This window comes from Oceanobacillus sp. FSL K6-2867 (genome assembly GCF_037963145.1).
In the GTDB taxonomy this organism is placed as follows: domain Bacteria; phylum Bacillota; class Bacilli; order Bacillales; family Amphibacillaceae; genus Oceanobacillus.
Genome location: NZ_CP150144.1, coordinates 154,986 through 177,198, shown reverse-complemented (window position 1 = coordinate 177,198; position 22,213 = coordinate 154,986). Strand labels below are relative to the sequence as shown.

Below are 22,213 nucleotides of genomic sequence, written 5' to 3'. Positions count from 1 at the left end.
GCTAACAAAATGAATAATCGTAAAGTCGCTATTGTCGGCGGTGGATTAGCAGGTTTAATGGCTACCATAAAAGCAGCCGAGGCAGGCGTAAAAGTAGATGTTTTTTCCATCGTTCCTGTTAAACGCTCTCACTCTGTGTGTGCTCAAGGTGGTATTAACGGTGCGGTTAATACGAAGGGAGAAGGGGACTCTCCAATGATTCACTTTGATGATAGTATTTATGGTGGAGATTTTCTTGCAAACCAGCCACCAGTGAAAGCTATGTGTGAGGCAGCGCCTGGAATTATACATATGCTCGACCGGATGGGAGTTATGTTTAATCGTACACCTGAGGGATTACTGGATTTTAGACGTTTTGGTGGCACACAGCACCATAGAACAGCATATGCAGGTGCAACAACAGGACAGCAGTTATTATATGCGCTCGATGAGCAAGTTCGTCGTTTTGAAGTGGAAGGTCTAGTTACGAAATACGAAGGCTGGGAGTTCGTAAAAGCTATTCTTGATGAGAATGGAGTTAGTCGAGGACTAGTTGCTCAGGATATTAAAACACATGAAATTAAAGCATTTCGATCTGATGCAACAATTTTTGCTACCGGCGGACCGGGTATTATATTTGGTAAGTCAACAAACTCCATGATTAATACAGGATCTGCAGCAAGTATTCTGTATCAACAGGGCGCTAAATACGCCAATGGTGAATTTATCCAAATTCATCCGACTGCAATCCCAGGGGATGATAAACTTCGCTTGATGAGTGAATCTGCTCGAGGTGAAGGTGGTCGGGTCTGGACATATAAAGACGGCGAACCATGGTATTTCTTGGAAGAAAAATATCCAGCATATGGAAATCTTGTACCACGTGATATTGCAACACGTGAAATTTTTGATGTATGTGTAAACCAAAAGCTCGGCATCAATGGAGAGAACATGGTTTACTTGGATCTGTCTCATAAAGATCCAAAGGAATTGGATATTAAATTAGGTGGAATTATTGAAATCTATGAGAAGTTTGTTGGGGAAGACCCCCGTAAAGTGCCAATGAAAATCTTCCCGGCAGTTCATTATTCCATGGGCGGTCTATGGGTTGACTATAATCAAATGACAAATATTCCAGGGATTTTTGCAGCAGGTGAATGTGATTATTCACAGCATGGTGGAAACCGGCTTGGTGCGAACTCATTGTTATCTGCAATTTACGGTGGAATGGTTGCTGGACCAAAAGCAATCGAATACCTTGATAAATTGGATGTCCATGTCGAGGATTTAGCGGAAGAGATGTTTTCCACATATGAAAAGGAAGAGCAGGAAGAATTTGAGGAACTTATGCGAATGGAAGGAACTGAAAATGCGTATCAAATTCATAAAGAGCTTGGTGAATGGATGACTGATAACGTAACAGTAGTTCGTGAGAATGCAAAGCTCCAAAAAACAGATGAGAAGATTAAAGAACTGCTTGAACGCTGGAATAATATTAATATTAACGATACTTCACGCTGGAGCAACCAAGGAGTTATGTTTACGCGTCAGTTGAAAAATATGCTCCATCTTGCGCGAGTAATTACGATGGGGGCATATAATCGTAATGAGAGCCGTGGTGCACATTATAAACCGGAATTTCCGGAGCGTAATGATGAAGAATGGTTAAAAACAACGATTGCTGAATTTAACAAAGAAACAGAGTCTCCAGAATTCAGCTATGAGGATGTTGATATTTCATTAATCAAGCCTCGTAAACGTGACTACACAACAAAACACTAAGGGGGAGTAAGTAGTAATGGCTGAACAAAGTACAGTTACTTTTATTATAACTAGACAAGACGGCCCGGATTCTGCTCCTTATGAGGAAATATTTGAAATTCCTTACCGGAAAAACATGAATGTTATATCCGGACTCATGGAGATCAGACAAAATCCAGTAAACGCAAAAGGGGAAAAATCAACGCCTGTTATGTGGGATATGAACTGTCTTGAAGAAGTTTGCGGTGCATGTTCCATGGTTATCAATGGTACCGCTAGACAATCATGTGCTGCTTTGGTCGATCAGCTCGAGCAGCCAATTCGACTTGAGCCAATGTCTACATTCCCGGTTATTCGTGATTTAATCGTTGACCGTGAACGTATGTTTGATGCATTAAAACAAGTAAAAGCTTGGATTCCAATTGATGGTACCCATGATTTAGGACCTGGTCCGAGAATGCCTGAAAAGAAACGCCAATGGGCTTATGAGCTTTCTAAATGTATGACTTGCGGGGTTTGTTTAGAAGCTTGTCCAAATGTGAACGACAAATCGAACTTCATTGGACCGGCTGCAATTTCACAAGCACGCCTATTCAATGCACATCCAACAGGTGAAATGAATAAGAGTGACCGCTTGAATGGATTAATGGAAGACGGTGGAATTGATGGTTGCGGAAACTCTCAAAACTGTGTACAGGTGTGTCCAAAAGGCATTCCATTAACGACATCAATTGCGGCAATGAACCGTGCGACAAACATTCAAGCATTTAAAAACTTCTTTGGCAGTGACAACGCACATTAATTACTAGATTGATAGATTACAAATGACCCTCTCCGAATCGCTGGTGAGGGTCATTTGTATAATCGCACAGTCTGTCAGCTAGCTAGCTGCTGTGGTAGGAGCAGCTGTCGCCGTCCGGGATCGCTGCGGACGGATGGGCACCTTAGGGCACGGCTTCAGCCTCTCCGGAAGAAAGCCACTTCCGGTGAGTTTTTAGACACGTGCTGTTTCCGTTGGAGTCAACGCCCTTCGCTCACCCGAACTGGTTAAAGCAACATTTCTGTTTCGAAAAACCATGCTACTCTACTAATAGGAAGTGAGACGATTCTAGCGGAGGAAATACACGAAGACTTATGCGGGATACGTGACCAGAGTGAGACTACAAAGTACGATAGTTCGAGGAGGCTCACGGGTTACCCGTAAAAAGCGAAATGTATTTCCGAATTGGAGTATACGCACAATCCTTCACTCCAGATTAGTTCACCGTTTATATCATTTATAACCAAAAATCGGTAAGTTGATTAACCACCTGCTCAATCTGATTGTTTTAAGTTATCAGTAGAGTGTTTGAAATTAACTATTCAGGAGTGATCGTATGAAAACAGTTAACTATATTGAAAATATGGATCAATGGCGTTCTGAGTTTAGTTTTTATATACCTATAAAAGTACGTTTTTCAGAGACGGATATGTATGGACATGTAAATAATGTTTCAGCGTTTATTTATTTCGAAGAAGCGCGGGTAGACTTTCTGAATTCACTCGGTATTCTCAACAATCTCAAGAGCGATGAAGCGATTATTGTAGCAGATCTGCAATGTGATTATTTGCAGCAAATGTACTTTGATGAACGTCTTAAAATGTATGTAAAAGTTGCAACAATTGGCAATACTTCCTTTGATGTGCATTATATGGGTGTAAAAGAAAACAAAGAAATTGCCTTAACTGGACGAGGACGAATCGTTTATATAAATCCCAAAAAAGGTCGTCCAGTTCCAATACCTGACGAAATGAAACAGCTTCTAGCCAAACAAAATCGACTTCCCCTATAAAGGGAAGTCGATTTTTCAGAGCTTTAATTCCCCCATGCGAAGAAGTTCTACTACGGCTTGAGACCGCCCCTTAACTCCCAATTTTTGCATAGCATTTGAAATATGGTTCCGGACAGTTTTTTCGGAAATAAACAATTCTTGTGCTATTTCTTTTGTTGTCTTATCCTGCACTAATAGTTCAAACACTTCTTTTTCGCGTTTGGTCAGTAATTGCTTCGGTTTATACTCGTTGTCCTTCAAATGTTACCCCCTCCTTGCTCTATAGAGCTACAGTTATGAAGGGAAATTATTTAGTCAATAATAGCTTATGAAGACTGTCAGAAACGGTGCGTACATTTAGCGGAAATGTACAACTAAAATACAATAACTTTATTTTAAAAATTTAAAAATAAGGGACGATATTTTCCATAAGGATGTTTTTACAATTGAAAAGTAACGATTAGTTTCTAATTTTGCGGATATCGTTTAATATATAATAAAAGTAATTCTTAAGAATGTGTGTTTATGAATTATCAGTATTTTTTTGGACAAGCAGGGATTTTCCTATGATAGGCAAATTATTTAGTTTTGTATATACTGTGCAAAGGATATTTCCCTTATTTGGGAATATCATGTGATAAACTATTTGTTAAGGAGAAAATTAGGAGGTAACACTTTGGGAAAAGAAGTATCTGAATCAGCAGATTCTATAAAAAAAATGGAGAAGCAGCTCCGTTATATATCTGGAATGATCAAACAAAATGGTCGTAAAATCTTAAACAATTATCCAATTACATCACCTCAATTCGTTGCTTTGCAATGGCTGTTAGAAGAAGGTGATTTAACGATTGGAGAGCTATCCAATAAAATTAGTCTGGCATTTAGCACTACGACGGATTTGGTTGATCGTATGGAGAAAAATGAACTTGTTGAAAGAGTACGTGATACAAATGACAGAAGGGTCGTTCGAATCCATTTATTAGAAAAAGGGAAAACAATAATTCGTGAAGTAATACAGGAAAGACAAGACTATCTAGGTAAAGTTCTTAATAAATTCAGCGAAGATGAGAAGCTTTCACTAAATCATTTATTAGATTTCCTATATCAGGAAATGAAAATAGTGAATGGAAAATAACAACAAAGAGGAGAAACAGATTTGGATAAAGCAATTGGTGTAATCGACTCCGGTGTCGGCGGCTTAACGGTAGTTCATGAGCTCATGAGACAGCTGCCAAAGGAGAAGTTAATTTATATAGGGGATACAGCAAGATGTCCATATGGACCAAGGACTGAAGAAGAGGTAAAGAAATTCACATGGGAAATGGTAGAATTTTTATTAACAAAAAATATTAAAATGCTTGTTATCGCATGTAATACTGCAACTGCTTTTACATTGAAGGACCTAAAAGAAAAATTGGATATTCCAGTCATTGGCGTTATAAAGCCTGGTGCAAGAGCAGCAATTAAATTTACAAACAATAATCAAGTCGGAATTATTGGAACAGAGGGTACGGTAAGAAGTGGTGCATACGAGCTGGCATTAAAAAAAATAAAATCAGATATTCATGTAAATGCACTAGCTTGTCCTTTGTTTGTCCCAATGGTGGAAAAAGGGATTCTTAGCGGTGAGCAGGCCAAAAAGGTAGTGGAAGAATCACTGGTTCCATTAAAAAAAGACAAAGAAATGGATGTCCTTATTTTAGGGTGTACTCATTATCCACTATTGAAAAATACAATCCAAGAAGTGATCGGAGACCATGTGACCGTTATTTCCTCAAGCGAGGAAACTGCAAGAGAAGCAAGTACCATTTTAGATGTTCATCATTTATTGAATAAAGTGGAACATCCACCTGTTCATCAATTTTATGCAACTGGCGAGCTGGAAATTTTTATCGAAATTTCAAAAGGGATTTTTAAAGATGGAAATTTTCAAATGCTGACAATCAGAAAAGCAAATCTTGGATAAAAATCAGGTATTCTGAAAAAATCAGATACCTGATTTTTTCATAAGTGCTAATCTAATGGGCTTCATTTAAAAGCTGCATAATTGCCAAGTTTTCTAATATTGATTGGTCTATTTTCACAGAGGGCTCGTATATATAATAGTACAAACCATCGTAGGAGGTAATGGCATGCATAAGCGAGCAAAGCTTTTGATTGGAACGATTAGTATTTCGGTGATTCTATCTGGCTGTTTCAAGGGAGAACAATCGATGGAAGAGATGGACCCACCTCCAAATGCTGAGGCAGTTGATAATTTGGAAAATATATCAGAAGAAGATGCAGTGAATAAAGAAAATGAAGAAAATGTTAATGAAAAGGCAGATTCGGAGGAAACTGTTGCGAGGCAGCTGTACTTAATGGATGCAAATGGTATGGTAGCTCCGCAAACAATTGAATTGCCAAATACAAAACAAGTTGCACATCAGGTAGTAGAATATCTTGTAAAAGGTGGGCCGGTAACCGAGATGCTGCCAAATGGTTTTCAAGCTGTTTTGCCTGAGGGTACAGAGGTGCTTGGGGTCAATCTGCAAGAAGATGGCACAATGATTGTAGACGTTTCGGAGGAATTTAAAAACTATGAAGCTGCTGATGAGTTGAAAATATTAGAATCGATCACCCACACATTAACACAATTTGAAAATGTATCGAAAGTCAAACTTTGGATTAATGGGCATCCCCAAACGGAAATGCCGGTAAACGGCACGCCGATTGGCGAAGGTTATTCACGGACAAACGGTATTAACATTGCTGACACAGATACCTTAGATTTACTTGAAAGTACGGCGGTAACATTATACTATCCTGCAGAACACGGCGAGAATCGTTATTATGTACCAGTAACACAGCATATCGAAGTTGCAGAGGACAATGACAATGAATATAGTTCGATAGTCCAGGCGCTTATTGATGGACCAGGGTTAAATACGAATGTTGTTCATGTTTTTAACCCGGATACAATATTGACGAATAAGCCTGAATTAAATGATGGTGTACTGGAACTTGTTTTTAGCAAAGACATTTTACAAGATTCGGAGCAAGCAGTAATTGCTGATGAAGTAATGGAAACACTTGTAAGGACACTAACGGAACAAGAGAATATCGAGGCAGTTGATGTAAAGGTGGAAGATGTAGAGCAACTCGTTAATGAAAACGGGGAGGAATACACAGAGCCAGTAACGAAGCAGGCATTTACACCAACAGAAAAACTATAACCGAAAGAGGCTGCAGCCATTGCAGGCCTCTTTCTTATATGTAAGGAAATGTATCTTTTTTAATAGTGATGAAAGTTACGTAATAAAAATGTATCAGCATGTTGCTTTTGCAGAAAATATGATAAGCTAATGTTGTAAGAGGAGGAATTTTTTATGAGAAATGATCAACGTGAAGTGAATAATTTGAGACCGATAACGATTACGAAAAACTATATAAGTCACCCTGAGGGCTCTGTCTTAATAGAGGTTGGAAATACAAAGGTAATTTGTAATGCCAGTATTGAAGACCGTGTTCCTCCATTTATGCGAGGGCAAGGCAAAGGATGGATTACTGCAGAGTATGCAATGCTGCCGCGAGCGACTGCTCAGCGAAATATTCGTGAATCGTCAAAAGGGAAAGTCAGTGGAAGAACGATGGAAATCCAGCGATTGATTGGCCGCGCTTTACGTGCAGTAGTCGATTTAGACAAAATCGGTGAACGAACCGTTTGGGTAGACTGTGATGTCATACAAGCGGATGGAGGTACACGAACAGCATCGATTACAGGAGCATTTATCGCAGTCGTTCTTGCGTTTGGCAAAATGCTAGAGACAAAGGCAATCTCTAAAATGCCAGTACGTGATTACTTAGCTGCAATTTCTGTGGGTGTTTTACCGGATGGTAAGGAAGTATTAGATTTGAATTATGAAGAAGACTTTCAAGCCCATGTCGATATGAATATTGTTATGACTGGTTCTGGTGAATTTGTAGAGATCCAAGGAACTGGGGAGGAAGCAACTTTTTCTAATAAACAGCTGCAGGCGATGTTGGGGCTTGCTGAAGAAGGATTACAGCAAATCATAGAAATTCAAAAGGGAACGATTGGTGAGCTGGCAGATCGAATTGGTGAAACAAATTCCGTGAAAAAATAGGAGATCAATGATGAAACATATTATTATTGCTACAAAAAATCAAGGAAAAGCAAAGGAATTTAAGGAGTTTTTTGCAGAAAAATCAATTGAAGCCTTATCATTACTTGATTTAGATCAAGCAATTCCAGATGTCGAGGAAACTGGATCAACCTTTGAAGAAAATGCTGCTCTAAAAGCTGAGCAAATTGCAGCATTATTAAACATACCGGTACTTGCTGATGATTCCGGCTTAATAATCGATGCGCTAGGTGGACGTCCGGGCCTTTTTTCTGCACGATATGCAGGTGAGCCAAAAGACGACAAGGCGAACATTAATAAGGTTTTAGCGGAGTTGGAAGATGTACCCGTTGTTAAACGTACAGCACGTTTTATTTGTGTATTAGCAATCGCTGTACCTGGGAGAGAAACAACTTTTCGGACTGGATATTGCGAAGGAAGAATAACCGATTCGGAAAAGGGAGAAAATGGTTTCGGTTATGACCCGATTTTCATAGCAGATGGATATGGGGTTACCATGGCAGAATTAGACCCACAAGAAAAGAATCGAATCAGCCATCGCAGAAATGCGATTATTCAGTTAGAAAAATGGATACATACGTTATAAGTGCATTTTTAGTGCAGCCTTTAAACTGGAGGTGATGATTTGGCAGAAGTATTAATTTTAAGTGATAGTCATGGTTTGTCAAATGAAGTTGTTGCTATAAAAGAAAGGCACGACGTGAAATGGTCAATTCATTGTGGGGACTCAGAACTGGAATTCGATGCAGACGAGCTTCAAGGCTTCTACAGGGTAGGAGGAAATTGTGATTTCGACGTCCGCTACCCAGATGAACAAACAATAGAGCTTGATGGGTTGACTTTTTATATTACACATGGACATCTTTTTGATGTGAAAATGAATCTAATGCGGCTATCATACCGAGCAGAAGAAGAAAATGCGCAAGTAGTTTGCTTTGGGCATTCACATATCGCAGGTGCAGAAAAAGTCGAAAAGAAGCTCTTTATCAACCCGGGGAGTATCCGACTGCCTAAAGGAAGAAATGAAAAAACTTATGCTATCATGCGATGGGATGATCCTTCAGATATAACTATTCATTTTTATAATGTAAATGGGGAGTTAGTGGAAGCTCTAACAAAAAACGTATCAATATAAAATAAAGTTTACTTTTAAGGGAGTGCTTAAACACTTCCTTAAAAGTTTTTTACGAAAAGTGTTGACAAAAGACGGTTTCCTGCCTATAATAATTCTTGTCCGCTAAAAACAGCGAGAACAATTTGTGGTATTTTACATATATAGTTAAGTAGTGCATTCTTAATCAGCGTTTGAACAACATATTCTCACTTATAGAAAAAGACGCGGGTGTAGTTTAGTGGTAAAACCTCAGCCTTCCAAGCTGATGATGAGGGTTCGATTCCCTTCACCCGCTCCAAAACAATAATTGTCCCAGTAGCTCAGCTGGATAGAGCAACAGCCTTCTAAGCTGTGGGTCGCAGGTTCGAATCCTGCCTGGGACGCTATTTAAAGCCTTGTAAACAAATGTTTGCAAGGCTTTTTTTCATATTTATATAATTAGTTTAGGGAGTTTGCTTCCTCTATTAAAGAATCGTACTATTCTCTATCGCGCTAATTATAGTATTTTTATCCTTTCTATATAATAAATCTCTATCTATATTTCTAATCTAATAAAATTAATAATATTTTAATATTTATATTGACGCTCTCTAATAAAACTGTGTATAATCTAAATCGTAACTATTACGAATAGTAATAGTTACGATTATATAGAAAAAGGAGCGTGTTAAGAATGAAAAGTTTATTTGCAAAGGGGATAGGAATAGTAATTATTAGTCTTCTAGTTTTGTTGTTCGGCTGCCAGAACGCTGATTTGCAAGAAGGTAAGGCAGAGGAGCAAGAGAAAAAGGAATCATCTTCCAGTGCATTACATGATCATGACAGCAGTAACAATCATCAAGCACCAGAGGAAGTTGATATCCAAGGAGCAGCAGATCATTATCACACTGGGGATATTGTCGAACTAACGGCTGTATTTGAAAAAGGAAAAGAATTTGATCATTGGCACTGGTACATAAGAGATAATCAAGAGGTTGGATGGACTCTTAGTGAAGATCAAGAAGGCAGCAGTTTTAAAGGTGAGGCTATCAATAATGGTCAACAAATAAAAGCGGTTCTTTTCAATGATGAACATGAAGCTTATGTACAATCGGCACCAATAGAAATTGTGATTGATGATCATCATGGTCACGACCATCACCATAGTCATGATGAACAAATTTACAATGGTTATTTCGAAGACAGTCAAGTTAAGGATCGTGAACTTTCTGATTGGGAAGGAGACTGGCAGTCCGTTTATCCATACTTGCAGGATGGTACGTTGGATGAAGTGTTTTCTTATAAATCAGAGCATGATGGAGACATGAGTGCTAAAGGATATAAGGAATATTACAAGCATGGATACGAAACTGATGTTGACCGTATTATCATAGAAGGCAATACGGTGACGTTCTTTAATAATGACAACAAACTTACAGGTGAATATGTTTATGACGGTTATGAAATCTTAACGTATGAAGCAGGAAATAGAGGAGTTCGATTTATTTTTAAATTAGCAGATAAAAACGATGAGCTTCCACAATTTATTCAATTCAGTGATCATAATATCTATCCAACAGTGGCTGAACATTACCACTTGTATTGGGGGAACGATCGTGAAGCATTATTAGAAGAAGTAGAACATTGGCCAACATATTACCCAAAAGATATGGATGGAGCTAGTATCGTCCATGATATGATTGCACATTAAAAGGTAAAACTGTCTATAGAGCAGACTGGCGATAGTATTATATCAATGGAGGAGTGGCATTTTTAGATCAGTAGTATACGAGCCACTCCTTATTTATTTGGTATTGGCTTGTATCATTATAACGATTTTGAGGTGGGCTGTTTTCTTTGTAATCATCAGAAAATTGTTCGTTTATACCAGCCAGTTTGTCCAGTCACTCAGTACAATTAATCAATATACTATTAATGTGGCCGATCGATTTTTACGTCATGGGGGAGAAAATATATGTGTTGTTACGATAATTTTTTTCGGAAATGTAAAGAGTTGTAAAAATCGTAATCGGGTTCGCAACCATATGGATTTTGTTTGTGAATGCCATGCCTCAGAACATGAAAGACATGGTGGTGGCTGCTGCAAATATCATAAGCGGGGGCCCTCTCATAAATGTAAAGGGTACCAGCATTCGTAGACCAATGTCCATGAACGATGTTTCAAATCTTTTCCGCTTTTGCTGATATGGTAAGTAGCACGAAACAGTCTCAACTCACATCCCGTTATTATTAGATCTGACCTCCGCCAGAACCGTGACTTGGCGGAGGGATTTTTACTAAAAGCTTCCTGAAACTATCAGTTCATAAACATCTGAAATTTTTAAACCCATGTTAAAGAATGCACATCATAAAAATATTTGTTCTTTTGCTTGGCAGCACTTAAAATTCTATTATAGGTTTATGCAATTAAAGTCATAATCATATTTTAAATTATGATAATATATTCATCTACCCTCTCATTTTGAGAATGCGCTCTCCATAATTCTATAGCAAACCTTTTTCTTTGAAAATTGCAATCATTCTCAAATTCATTTATACTTAAATTAATTACATAACTAAGCTTCGGAGCTTATTTTTTAATTGATTATTAATAGTAGCGCTTACAAATAGTGGGTATACCGCTTTATGCTTTACTGAGAACGCTGCTAAAGAGAAACCTATCACATCAAATAGGTTTCTCTTTCTATATTTCTGTGTTTAATTTCTTTCATTTTGGGTATTTATACAAATTAAAGAAATTCATATACTATATAATAGAGGAAAGAGGTGAATAAATGGGTTCAAAATCAGAAAATATAATACTTTTTCCGAAGCTGCAGAAAAGACTTGAGGAAGAAAGCTTATTCGCTTTACAGGAGAAACGCTATGAAGAGGCATTAAATAAGCTGAATCTCCTATTGAGCTACCATATTGATAATCACGAAATTCTAATTGGTAAGCTGATATGTTTAATGGAACTAGGTCGAACTGCGGAAGCACAGGATTTATGTGAGGAATTGCTTCAGCTTAGGAACGAAGATTATTATCATTATGTACATATTTATTTAACGATTCTTTTTCAGACCAATCAGTATGATTTGTTGATGGAACAAATCGAATACGAATTTGAGAATGGTTCAGTTCCTGATTTTCTTGAGGAGCAATTTAAACAGCTGTATGATATGAGTGAACAAATGAAAATGGATTTAGCAGTAGAAAGTAAAAGTTCTATCATAGAAGAATTGTATGAAGCTATTAATCAAGATAATCATCAGGAACAATGGCGTATTGTTAATCGTATGCGGAGTATGAAAGTACGGCCTGACCGGGATGTTTTATCTCTTTTAACAAATGAACATGTTCATCCCGTTATTAAAACGGCTCTTCTAATTTGGATGAAGGAAAGCAATGTCTCTGATGAAGTGGAAATACATAAATTTAGTTTAAGCATGGGTATAGTACCTTTAAAGTTAGAGGATATAAAAAGCAATAACATCTATAACCAAATTCTAGTTATTTTACGGAATATGGAACAGGAGAATCCAACGTTATTTCAATTATTAAAGCAACTTTTATATCGTTATGTTTATGTCGTTTACCCGTTCATGCCAACGAATAAAGAAGTTGGCGACATTGCAGAAGCAATCAAGAAAATAGGAGAACAGTATTTACATATACCTACAAATGCTGACGATGGAGTATCGGAGACAATTGCACGGAAAATGAAAGAGATTAGTATGTGTGATTCTTTATACTTAAGCATTATCGAAGAATAGATGAATGAGGCAGTAAATGCTTGAAAGCCATACAAATTATGTTATAATGAGATGGTTGCAAATTCGAATATAACTATCATTCACACATTAAATTATGAAAATGAATTGATACAATAGATTTTGGAGGGATTATGAATGACAGCAAAATGGGAAAAACAAGAAGGTAACAAAGGAAAATTAACGTTTGAAGTACCTGCGGATGATTTTAATCTAGCATTGGACAAAGCATTCAAAAAAGTATCGAAAGATGTACAGATTCCAGGTTTCCGTAAAGGGAAAATTCCACGCGGCATGTTTGAAAAACGTTTTGGTGTAGAAGCACTTTATCAAGACGCTGTAGATATCGTTTTGCCAGAGGCATATACAAAAGCAATTGACGAAACAGATATCTTTCCAATTGCACAGCCGGAAGTAGATATTGAACAAATTGAAAAAGGAAAAGACTTGGTTTTCACTGCTGTTGTTGAAGTGAAGCCTGAAGTTACTTTAGGGGACTACAAAGGACTGGAAGTTGAAGAAGAATCTGTTGAAGTTACAGATGAAGATGTTGAAAATGAAATTAATACGATCCTTGAACGTCACGCAGAGCTTGTTGTAAAAGAAGACGGAAAAATAGAGGATGGCGATACAGCTGTTATCGATTTTGAAGGTTTCTTAGATGGTGAAGCATTCGAAGGTGGTAAAGGTGAAAACCATTCACTAGAAATTGGTTCAGGTTCATTTATTCCTGGATTTGAGGAAAAATTGATTGGTAAAGAAGCAGGAGAAGAAACAGAAATCGAAGTTAGTTTCCCTGAAGAATACCATGCAGAAAACTTAGCTGGTAAAGATGCTGTATTTAAAGTTAAGATTCATGAAATTAAATCAAAAGAACTTCCAGAACTTGACGATGAGTTCGCTAAAGATGTTGATGATGAAGTAGAAACACTTGACGAATTGAAAAATAAAAAACGTGAAGAGCTTGAATCACAGCGTAAGCAAGATGCAGACAACAAAAAGCGCGAATCATTAATTCAGCAAGCATCTGAAAACACAGAAGTTGACATTCCAGATGCAATGGTTGAGACAGAGCTTGATCAAATGCTAAGAGAGTTTGAACAGCAATTGCAAATGCAAGGCATGACACTTGAAATGTATTCTCAATTCGCTGGTCAGGATAAAGATGCATTGAAAGAGCAAATGAAAGAAGATGCAGCAAAACGCGTTAAAACAAACCTAACATTGGAAGCAATCGTGAAAGCTGAAAACATTGAAGCATCTGAAGAAGATGTTAATGCAGAGCTTGAGAAAATGGCTTCTATGTACGGCATTGAAGTTGACCAGCTAGTACAAATGCTTGGTGGAAGCAATGAAACAATTAAAAACGATCTGAAAATCAGAGCGGCAATCGATTTCCTTGTGGACAACAGTAAGATTGCAAAGCAATAACACCAAATTAATAAAACAAGGTGCGATTCATATCGCACCTTGTTTTACATTATGAGCGGGAACCATATGGCCAAAAAAGGGGAAGAAGAGGTGGACGAATTAAGAGTTTCCCTGTTTTTTTACTGCCCTTTTGGCACAGCCTTTGTAAATAAGTGAAATTTATCTTGTGTCTCCATCATATAGTAGCTATAACCGGAATGATGAAGTTAAATTTATTGACTTTTTCTGTAATATATACATAATAGATAAAACAAGGTAATTTTATTGTAGCTTTTTAAGCTAGTAATTTTGACACCATAAGAAGAGATGTTTAACATATTTAGCTTGATGATAAAGTATATTGTTTTGTTTTTTAAATTGTATCTGATATGATGACTATAAAAGTTGAAAGCTGAATTTATTTAGCTCGTTTAGGGGTGAAATGGTATGTTTAAATTTAATGAAGAAAAAGGACAGTTGAAATGTTCATTTTGTGGAAAAAGTCAAGAACAAGTACGTAAATTAGTCGCCGGGCCTGGTGTTTATATATGTGATGAATGTATTGAACTTTGTACAGAAATCGTTGAAGAAGAGCTAGGTACAGACGAAGATATGGAAATGAATGAAATTCCAAAGCCAAAGGAAATCTGTGATATTCTTGACGACTATGTAATCGGTCAGGATAAAGCAAAACGAAATCTTGCTGTTGCGGTGTATAATCACTACAAACGAATTAATTCTACGAAGAGCACAGATGATGTTGAAATATCAAAAAGTAACATCGCAATGATTGGACCAACAGGAAGTGGTAAAACATTGCTTGCTCAGACGCTCGCTCGTATTATTAATGTTCCATTTGCAATGGCTGATGCTACTTCATTAACTGAAGCTGGTTATGTTGGGGAAGATGTAGAGAATATTTTGCTCAAACTTATTCAAGCTGCAGATTATGATGTAGAAAAGGCAGAAAAAGGAATTATTTACATTGACGAAATAGATAAAGTAGCTCGCAAATCGGAGAATCCTTCGATAACAAGAGATGTATCAGGCGAAGGAGTACAGCAAGCATTGCTGAAAATCCTCGAAGGTACAGTCGCAAGTGTGCCGCCACAAGGAGGACGCAAGCATCCACATCAGGAGTTTATCCAAATTGATACGACAAATATTCTATTTATCGTTGGAGGAGCATTCGATGGGATTGATCAAGTAATTAAACGCCGTCTAGGTAAGAAAGTAATCGGATTTGGCTCGAATGAAAAGCAGGAAGACCTGGATATGGGACAGTTGCTTTCCAAAGTATTACCAGAAGATTTATTACGCTATGGTTTGATTCCGGAATTCATTGGACGTATCCCAGTTATTGGAAGCTTAACTCCATTGGATGAAGATGCATTGATTCAAATTTTAACTAAGCCGAAAAATGCGCTTGTTAAACAATATCAGAAATTGTTTGATATGGATAATGTTGAATTGGAATTTGAAGAAGATGCACTGATTGAAATTGCTAAAAAAGCAATTGAGCGAAAAACAGGTGCTCGCGGACTCCGCTCCATTATTGAAGGTATTATTGTTGACGTGATGTTTGACCTTCCATCTCGGGAAGACGTAATGAAATGCATCATTACGAAAGAAACAGTTGCCGATGAGAACGGCAGTCCAAAGTTGATTTTCCATGATGGAACAATAAAAGAAGGAAATGAAAAGCATCCAAAAGAAAGTGCATAATAGAAATTTAAGGCTGATTGAGCAGGTACTTCATTTCTAATAATGATCTGACTCAGTCAGCTCCTTTTTGTTTAGAATTATATACATAGGTAATACTAAGCACAAAAGAGAAAGCACCCTTACAGGTGAAAATCAAAAAGTCCTGAAGCTGAGCTTTGAGATCCGGCGCAAAAAAATGCCGGGTGCTCAAAATTTTGTTGTCCGTAAATAATTATTGAAAAATAGAATATAATTTTAGAAATGAAACCATTTACAAAAGGAAGATTTTTCTATAAACTGAAGAAATACATATTGAATTATTTATTTCCACTGTTTTGCGAGAGATCTTAAATACATAGATTATGGAGGTACAAACAATGGCGAAAGAAAACATTCAAGTCCCCCTCCTTCCTTTACGCGGATTGCTCGTGTTTCCGTCTATGGTTTTACACCTGGACGTAGGCCGAGATAAATCGATTGCTGCATTGGAAAAGGCCATGATGGACAATCAGCTAATTTTCCTAGCAACCCAGAAAAAAGTGAGTTTAGACAACCCAGAGCCAAGTGATATTTTTAATGTAGGTACGTTAGCAAAAGTAAAGCAGATGCTCAAGCTCCCAAATGGTACGATGCGAGTGCTGGTAGAGGGGCTTTCCCGCGGAGAAATTATCCGTTACACGGAATCAGAGGACGAATTCTTAGTCGAAATTGATAATTTGGAAGAGACGCATGGTGAAAAGCACGAGGAAGAAGCATTAATGCGCTCCTTGCTTGAGCAGTTTAGGCAATACATAAAGCTTTCCAGGAAATTAACAGATGAAACCTATGCAACTGTTTCAGATATCGAGGAACCGGGCGGACTAGCAGATATAATTGCTTCTCATTTAACGTTAAAAATAAAAGATAAACAGCAAATATTGGAAATGATTAATGTAGCTGCGCGAATGCAGCATCTTATTAAAATTATTTCCAACGAAAAAAAAGTTCTGGATTTAGAAAAGAAAATTGGCCAGCGAGTTAAAAATTCCATGGAAAAAACGCAAAAGGAATACTATCTTCGCGAGCAATTAAAAGCAATTCAAAAAGAGCTCGGTGATAAAGATGGCAAAACGAGTGAAGTGGATCAATTAAGAGAGAAGATTGAAAACTCGGACATGCCAGACCATATTATGGAAGTTGCTTTAAAAGAATTAGGAAGATATGAAAAGGTACCACAAAGTTCTGCTGAGAGCTCTGTTATTCGTAATTATTTGGAATGGTTAACGCTTTTACCATGGACAGAAAAAACACAGGACACGATAGAAATTAAACATGCTGAGAAAGTGCTAAATCGGGATCATTATGGTCTTGATAAAGTAAAGGAACGAATCCTGGAATATTTAGCTGTACAAAAGCTGACCAATTCAATAAAAGGACCAATCCTTTGTCTTGTTGGACCACCTGGTGTAGGTAAGACTTCCTTGGCAAAGTCAATTTCCAAAGCGATTAATCGGAATTTCGTGCGTATTTCATTAGGTGGGGTGCGGGACGAAGCAGAAATTCGCGGACATCGCAGAACCTATATTGGAGCGATGCCAGGCAGGATTATTCAAGGTATGAAAAAAGCTGGGACGGTTAATCCAGTATTCCTACTTGATGAAATTGATAAAATGTCCAATGATTTTCGTGGTGACCCTTCATCGGCAATGCTTGAAGTATTGGACCCAGAACAAAACAGCACGTTTAGTGACCATTTTATAGAAGAAAACTATGACTTATCCAATGTGCTTTTCATTGCTACTGCAAATAACGTAAACAGTATACCTGGACCATTATTGGATCGTATGGAGCTGATTTCCATTGCAGGCTATACGGAGGTAGAGAAGCTGCATATTGCAAAACAGCATTTATTGCCAAAGCAATTGAAGGAAAATGGACTCAAAAAAGTTAATTTACAAATCAGGGAAAACGCAATCCTTAAGCTGATTCGCAGGTATACAAGAGAAGCTGGGGTCCGGGGATTAGAAAGACAGCTGGCAAAGCTTTGCAGAAAAGCAGCAAAAATAATTACTTCCAATGAAAGGGAAAAAGTAATTGTTACAGAAAAAAGTCTGGAAGAGTTACTCGGGAAGCCAGTTTTCCGTTATGGATTAATGGAGCAAGAGGATCAAATAGGAACAGCAACAGGTTTAGCATATACATCTGCTGGCGGAGATATCCTATCCATTGAAGTTACCCACTATCCAGGCAAGGGAAAATTAACGCTTACCGGAAAATTGGGCGGTGTCATGCAGGAATCTGCCCAAGCTGCATTTAGCTATGTGCGCTCCAGAACAAAAGAATTTAATATTGAGCCCAATTTTTACGAAAAATATGATATTCATATTCATGTGCCAGCAGGGGCAACACCAAAGGATGGTCCATCTGCCGGTATAACGATGGCAACTGCTCTTGTTTCTTCTTTAACGGGCAGGGCGATTAAGAAAGAAGTTGGAATGACAGGAGAAATTACACTCCGTGGACGTGTGCTGCCAATTGGAGGCTTAAAAGAGAAATCATTGAGTGCACATCGAGCAGGATTAACAACCTTGATTATCCCGGAAGAAAATGAAAAAGATATAGAAAATATACCAGAAAGTGTTCGAAATGACTTAAATTTTATCACGGTGAATCACCTTGATCAAGTACTTGAGCACGCACTCGTGGAGGAGAAAAATGAAAGTAACTAACGCCGAAATCGTCATCAGTGCTGTTAGCCAGAAGCAATACCCAGGTGATATGCTGCCAGAAATAGCGTTAGCAGGACGATCTAATGTAGGAAAATCATCGTTTATTAATAAGCTGATTAATCGTAAAAATTTAGCTCGTACTTCGTCAAAACCAGGGAAGACACAAACATTAAATTTTTATAAAATTAATGAATCCTTTTATTTCGTGGATGTGCCAGGCTACGGTTATGCCAAGGTATCTAAAAAGGAACGTGAAAAATGGGGAGGCATGATGGAGGAATACTTTACAACAAGGGAAACTCTAAAAGCCGTAATCCTTGTCTCCGACCTGCGTCATGAACCAACAAAAGATGATTTGCAAATGTATGAATTTCTTAAATATCACGAGCTTCCAGTAATTATTATTGCAACGAAGCTTGATAAAATACCAAAGAATAAACGAGCACAGCACGTAAAACGAACAAAGCAAACATTCCAAGTAGCTCCAGAGGATATTGTCATTCCATTTTCATCTGAAACAGGTGAAGGGAAAGATGAATCATGGACTGTTATCAGTCATTATCTTAAAGGGTAATGAAAAAATCACCTTGTCTGAGAGAAATTCTCAGACAAGGTTTTTTATGAATAGTCAGCAATATTAGGAATAACAGCTCTCTCTCCAACTTAATCCAATCATAACCGCGCAATACAGACTGTTAAATTTTTAACTGAAATCCTCAAAGTACAATAATTTTTAAATTTTCAAGGAAACAAGATTATATTTTAGAAAACTTGGGTATATGTATGCTAAAGGGAGTTATTATTCGATAAAATCTGTAAATGTACATATATTGACGGATATCGTGCTATAGCCAGGTCGTGCGCAACTTCAATTATTGCTATACTTTAATACATGGCAAATTGGAGTGGAGTTGGCTGATACCACTTCGCGTTACAGATTAAAGATAATAGCTGTTATTTAAATGAAAAAGGGGATGTGGGAAAGTTGAAAAAACTGAATATTTTGTTATTTTCTATCGTAACTATGCTTCTATTTGCAGGTTGTGCAAATAATGAATCTGCTCATGAAGATTCGAATGCAGCAGGGGATGATGCTGGTTATAATTTAGTTGCAGACGGCAAGCTAACATTTGCAGCATCTGGAGAATTTAAGCCATTTAGTTACATGGAAGGCACTGACATGGTGGGATTCGATATAGCAGTTGGAGAAGCTATTGCTGAAAAACTTGGTTTAGAGCCGAATCCGCAACGAGCGAAATTTTCAGGAATTGTTACCGGTGTCACCGAAGGCCGCTATGATATTGCGGTTGCGAGTCATACGGTTACAGAAGAGCGTTTGCAGCAGGTAGATTTCTCTGAACCCTATTACTATTCTGGTCCAGTCATTTACACAAGACCCGACAGTGATATTGAAACAGAAGACGACTTGAAGGATAAAGAGATATCTGTTGCTAGAGGTACAACTTATCTTGAAGTTGCTCAGGAATACACATCAAATATACCTCAAGTAGATAGTGATGTAGTTGCTCTTCAATCATTGGCAAGCGGACATCACGATGCTGTAATCACAGATGATGTAACAGGCTTGACAGCTATTGATGCTGGTTTGGAAGTTGATGGGAGATTCCAGCTTGATGTTGCTGAACAAGCGGTTGCTGTAAATAAAGATAACACTGCATTGCTTGAAGCAGTTAATGAGGCCCTTAAGGAAATGAAAGAAAGCGGCGAGCTTGCAGCCTTATCTGAAGAATGGATTGGCGGTGACATTACCGAAGAACCTGAATTAGAAAAATAAAATTTAAGAATGTGTGCATCCTAGCATGCGCACATTCTTATCTAAAGGGGAGCTGAAGTACTTGGAAGACATATTACATTTTTTTGATGTTTTCACTGGTAGCTATGATGTATTTCTCGATGGCTTATGGATTACGGTGAAGCTATCTGTTGTTTCTTTATTAATTGCTATCATTATTGGTTTATTTGTAGCGTTGCTTAAAATATCAAACATAAAAATTCTTGAATGGATTGCAGATGCTTACATATGGATTGTTCGTGGGACACCATTAATCGTACAAATTTTTATTCTGTACTATGGTTTAACAGATATTTTACTTATTCCAATGTTCTGGGCTGGGGCTGCAGGATTGGCTTTTCATAGTGGAGCTTACATTGCTGAGATTATTCGAGGAGCCATCCAATCAATTGATAAAGGGCAGCGTGAAGCTGGTTTATCACTTGGTATGAATAAAGGTATGACGATGAAACGAATTATTTTGCCTCAGGCATTTCGAAGAGCAGTTCCATCACTGGGAAACCAATTTATCATCGGGATCAAAGATTCATCCTTAGTTTCCTTTATTGGTATGCAAGATCTGTTTGGTGTAGCAAGTACAATGGGTTCGAACACCTTTGATTATTTGCCATACTACGTAACAGTAGCCATTTATTATTTATTAATTGTTCTAATATTAACGTTTATTGTTAATAAAATTGAAAAACGATTAGCAGTTAGTGATTAAGAAAGAGGGGAACCTAGATGAATGAAGAAAAAGAAATGATCCGTGTAAAGCAGTTAAACAAGTCATTTGGTGAATTACATGTTTTAAAAGATATTAATCTTACTGTGAAGGAAAGCGATGTTGTCGTATTAATTGGAGCTAGTGGTTCAGGCAAGAGTACATTGCTGCGCTGTCTTAACTTTTTAGAAATAAAAAATAGCGGTAGCATTATTATTGGAGGAGAGCAAATTGAAAAAAAATCACATGACTTAAATAAAATCAGGCAAAAAGTCGGGATGGTTTTCCAGCATTTTAATTTATTTCCTCATATGACAGTGCTTGAAAACGTAATTGAAGCACCGACGCAAGTAAAAGGTATGAAAAAAAGCGAAGCAATAAAAGAAGGAAAGATATTACTTGATAAGGTTGGTTTAGGGGATAAATATAATGTGTACCCATCTAAATTATCTGGTGGGCAAAAACAGCGTGTAGCCATTGCACGTGCATTATCGATGAAGCCTGATGTGATGCTTTTTGATGAACCAACCTCAGCACTTGATCCAGAGCTTGTCAATGAAGTGCTTTCAACGATGAAAGAATTGGCGGAAGAGGGCATGACAATGGTTGTGGTAACACATGAGATGGGTTTTGCACGTGAAGTTGCCGATTGGGTTGTCTATATGCATGAAGGCAGAATTATAGAATATGGTCATCCAGATGAAATTTTTAATCAGCCGAAGGAGCAGCGAACACAGGATTTCTTAAGCTCTGTTTTGTAAAAGAATCCCGGGTGCAGTACAGCAACCGGGATTCTTTATTATTTACGTTTTAATAAGAAAACACCAATTATAATCAAGAGGACTGGCCAAAAGCGTTCCAATAAATTAATCACGGTATACAGCCAATCAAAGTAGACTGGTAGATTAACAGAAAAAATTAAAAATACAGCCAGAGTAATAAGGATCAGTCCAGTAAATAGTCCTTTTTTTGTTTTAATAAATCGGACAATAAAGGCAATTCCCGCAATCAGTATGTAAACAGCCCAATGATCAATCCAGAAGGAATAGTGCTGGACACCGTGTAAATGGATGCCAATCCCAAGTACAATGGTACCTGCGAGTAAATTTTGGTAATATCTTGAGCTATAACCATGAATTAATAATGCCAGTCCAATAATAATGAGTAATGTTTGCCATGAATAAAAATCTGTTAATATTGGTATTTTTAATTCGCGAAGCAGAAAATAAATACCGATACCAATTAGTAAATAAGCAAGCAATGAATGTTGTTTTTTCACTTTCCTAAACTCCCTCTACACCTGAGTTGAATTC

General features: G+C 37.5%; 20 protein-coding genes and 2 tRNA genes. 20 read left to right on the top strand and 2 right to left on the bottom strand.

Features of this window, described 5'->3' with window-relative positions; translation table 11 throughout:
* The first annotated feature begins 9 nt into the window (after positions 1–9).
* The 3 genes from sdhA to NSQ77_RS00860 all read left to right on the top strand — a co-directional run bounded on the left by sdhA (position 10) and on the right by NSQ77_RS00860 (position 3,572).
* The gene (gene sdhA / locus NSQ77_RS00870) at positions 10–1,761 is read left to right on the top strand and encodes a succinate dehydrogenase flavoprotein subunit (RefSeq protein WP_339228317.1); all 1,752 of its coding nucleotides are present in this window, start codon (positions 10–12) and stop codon (positions 1,759–1,761) included.
* Between the two features lie 16 nt (positions 1,762–1,777).
* The gene (gene sdhB / locus NSQ77_RS00865) at positions 1,778–2,542 is read left to right on the top strand and encodes a succinate dehydrogenase iron-sulfur subunit (RefSeq protein ID WP_339228316.1); all 765 of its coding nucleotides are present in this window, start codon (positions 1,778–1,780) and stop codon (positions 2,540–2,542) included.
* Between the two features lie 574 nt (positions 2,543–3,116).
* Positions 3,117–3,572 carry a thioesterase family protein gene (locus NSQ77_RS00860; RefSeq protein ID WP_339228315.1) on the top strand — a complete coding sequence of 152 codons (456 nt, stop codon included), beginning with the start codon at positions 3,117–3,119 and terminating at the stop codon, positions 3,570–3,572.
* A gap of 15 nt (positions 3,573–3,587) precedes the next feature.
* Here the strand turns inward: NSQ77_RS00860 and NSQ77_RS00855 are convergent, their stop codons facing one another.
* On the bottom strand, positions 3,588–3,812 hold the full coding sequence (locus NSQ77_RS00855) for a response regulator transcription factor (RefSeq protein WP_010651078.1): 225 nt from the start codon (positions 3,810–3,812) through the stop codon (positions 3,588–3,590).
* Between the two features lie 457 nt (positions 3,813–4,269).
* Here NSQ77_RS00855 and NSQ77_RS00850 point away from each other — a divergent pair, with 457 nt between their 5' ends.
* The 17 genes from NSQ77_RS00850 to NSQ77_RS00770 all read left to right on the top strand — a co-directional run bounded on the left by NSQ77_RS00850 (position 4,270) and on the right by NSQ77_RS00770 (position 21,661).
* A complete protein-coding gene (locus NSQ77_RS00850) occupies positions 4,270–4,686 on the top strand; it encodes a MarR family transcriptional regulator (protein WP_339230912.1) in 417 nt (138 codons plus the stop codon).
* A 21-nt stretch (positions 4,687–4,707) separates the two neighbouring features.
* Positions 4,708–5,517, top strand: coding sequence for a glutamate racemase (gene racE, locus NSQ77_RS00845; RefSeq protein ID WP_339228314.1), 810 nt, complete (start codon positions 4,708–4,710; stop codon positions 5,515–5,517).
* Positions 5,518–5,683: 166 nt separating this feature from the next.
* Positions 5,684–6,766: a GerMN domain-containing protein gene (locus NSQ77_RS00840; protein ID WP_339228313.1), complete on the top strand. Its 1,083-nt coding sequence runs from the start codon at positions 5,684–5,686 to the stop codon at positions 6,764–6,766.
* A gap of 153 nt (positions 6,767–6,919) precedes the next feature.
* Positions 6,920–7,678, top strand: coding sequence for a ribonuclease PH (gene rph / locus NSQ77_RS00835; protein ID WP_339228311.1), 759 nt, complete (start codon positions 6,920–6,922; stop codon positions 7,676–7,678).
* A 10-nt stretch (positions 7,679–7,688) separates the two neighbouring features.
* Positions 7,689–8,282, top strand: coding sequence for an XTP/dITP diphosphatase (locus NSQ77_RS00830; RefSeq protein WP_339228310.1), 594 nt, complete (start codon positions 7,689–7,691; stop codon positions 8,280–8,282).
* A 39-nt stretch (positions 8,283–8,321) separates the two neighbouring features.
* Positions 8,322–8,831, top strand: a complete 510-nt coding sequence (locus NSQ77_RS00825) for a metallophosphoesterase (RefSeq protein WP_339228309.1) — start codon at positions 8,322–8,324, stop codon at positions 8,829–8,831.
* 203 nt (positions 8,832–9,034) lie between these two features.
* Positions 9,035–9,108 (top strand) — tRNA-Gly (locus NSQ77_RS00820).
* Between the two features lie 11 nt (positions 9,109–9,119).
* Positions 9,120–9,193: transfer RNA gene (locus NSQ77_RS00815), tRNA-Arg, on the top strand.
* 290 nt (positions 9,194–9,483) lie between these two features.
* A complete protein-coding gene (locus NSQ77_RS00810; protein WP_339228308.1) occupies positions 9,484–10,500 on the top strand; it encodes a metal-binding protein ZinT in 1,017 nt (338 codons plus the stop codon).
* A 1,084-nt stretch (positions 10,501–11,584) separates the two neighbouring features.
* Positions 11,585–12,565, top strand: a complete 981-nt coding sequence (locus tag NSQ77_RS00805) for a tetratricopeptide repeat protein (RefSeq protein WP_339228307.1) — start codon at positions 11,585–11,587, stop codon at positions 12,563–12,565.
* A gap of 135 nt (positions 12,566–12,700) precedes the next feature.
* Positions 12,701–13,993, top strand: a complete 1,293-nt coding sequence (gene tig, locus NSQ77_RS00800; RefSeq protein WP_339228306.1) for a trigger factor — start codon at positions 12,701–12,703, stop codon at positions 13,991–13,993.
* A 426-nt stretch (positions 13,994–14,419) separates the two neighbouring features.
* Positions 14,420–15,697, top strand: a complete 1,278-nt coding sequence (clpX, locus tag NSQ77_RS00795; RefSeq protein WP_339228305.1) for an ATP-dependent protease ATP-binding subunit ClpX — start codon at positions 14,420–14,422, stop codon at positions 15,695–15,697.
* A gap of 356 nt (positions 15,698–16,053) precedes the next feature.
* On the top strand, positions 16,054–18,384 hold the full coding sequence (lon, locus tag NSQ77_RS00790; RefSeq protein ID WP_339228304.1) for an endopeptidase La: 2,331 nt from the start codon (positions 16,054–16,056) through the stop codon (positions 18,382–18,384).
* Entirely contained in the window at positions 18,371–18,958 is a 588-nt protein-coding gene (gene yihA, locus NSQ77_RS00785; RefSeq protein WP_339228302.1) for a ribosome biogenesis GTP-binding protein YihA/YsxC, read from the top strand. The genes lon and yihA overlap by 14 nt, the downstream gene beginning before the upstream one ends.
* Before the next feature lie 411 nt (positions 18,959–19,369).
* Entirely contained in the window at positions 19,370–20,179 is an 810-nt protein-coding gene (locus tag NSQ77_RS00780) for a transporter substrate-binding domain-containing protein (protein WP_339228301.1), read from the top strand.
* 61 nt (positions 20,180–20,240) lie between these two features.
* Entirely contained in the window at positions 20,241–20,903 is a 663-nt protein-coding gene (locus NSQ77_RS00775; RefSeq protein ID WP_339228300.1) for an amino acid ABC transporter permease, read from the top strand.
* A gap of 17 nt (positions 20,904–20,920) precedes the next feature.
* Positions 20,921–21,661, top strand: coding sequence for an amino acid ABC transporter ATP-binding protein (locus tag NSQ77_RS00770; RefSeq protein ID WP_339228299.1), 741 nt, complete (start codon positions 20,921–20,923; stop codon positions 21,659–21,661).
* A gap of 38 nt (positions 21,662–21,699) precedes the next feature.
* On the opposite strand, the gene NSQ77_RS00765 is transcribed toward NSQ77_RS00770, so the two are convergent.
* Positions 21,700–22,179, bottom strand: a complete 480-nt coding sequence (locus tag NSQ77_RS00765; RefSeq protein ID WP_339228297.1) for a DUF5668 domain-containing protein — start codon at positions 22,177–22,179, stop codon at positions 21,700–21,702.
* Positions 22,180–22,213 lie beyond the last annotated feature (34 nt).

Coding starts and splice junctions, on each gene's coding strand:
- sdhA (WP_339228317.1), top strand. CDS start 10: ATGAATAATCGTAAAGTCGCTATTGTCGGCGGTGGATTAGCAGGTTTA.
- sdhB (WP_339228316.1), top strand. CDS start 1,778: ATGGCTGAACAAAGTACAGTTACTTTTATTATAACTAGACAAGACGGC.
- NSQ77_RS00860 (WP_339228315.1), top strand. CDS start 3,117: ATGAAAACAGTTAACTATATTGAAAATATGGATCAATGGCGTTCTGAG.
- NSQ77_RS00850 (WP_339230912.1), top strand. CDS start 4,270: ATGGAGAAGCAGCTCCGTTATATATCTGGAATGATCAAACAAAATGGT.
- NSQ77_RS00840 (WP_339228313.1), top strand. CDS start 5,684: ATGCATAAGCGAGCAAAGCTTTTGATTGGAACGATTAGTATTTCGGTG.
- rph (WP_339228311.1), top strand. CDS start 6,920: ATGAGAAATGATCAACGTGAAGTGAATAATTTGAGACCGATAACGATT.
- NSQ77_RS00830 (WP_339228310.1), top strand. CDS start 7,689: ATGAAACATATTATTATTGCTACAAAAAATCAAGGAAAAGCAAAGGAA.
- NSQ77_RS00810 (WP_339228308.1), top strand. CDS start 9,484: ATGAAAAGTTTATTTGCAAAGGGGATAGGAATAGTAATTATTAGTCTT.
- NSQ77_RS00805 (WP_339228307.1), top strand. CDS start 11,585: ATGGGTTCAAAATCAGAAAATATAATACTTTTTCCGAAGCTGCAGAAA.
- tig (WP_339228306.1), top strand. CDS start 12,701: ATGACAGCAAAATGGGAAAAACAAGAAGGTAACAAAGGAAAATTAACG.
- clpX (WP_339228305.1), top strand. CDS start 14,420: ATGTTTAAATTTAATGAAGAAAAAGGACAGTTGAAATGTTCATTTTGT.
- lon (WP_339228304.1), top strand. CDS start 16,054: ATGGCGAAAGAAAACATTCAAGTCCCCCTCCTTCCTTTACGCGGATTG.
- yihA (WP_339228302.1), top strand. CDS start 18,371: ATGAAAGTAACTAACGCCGAAATCGTCATCAGTGCTGTTAGCCAGAAG.
- NSQ77_RS00770 (WP_339228299.1), top strand. CDS start 20,921: ATGAATGAAGAAAAAGAAATGATCCGTGTAAAGCAGTTAAACAAGTCA.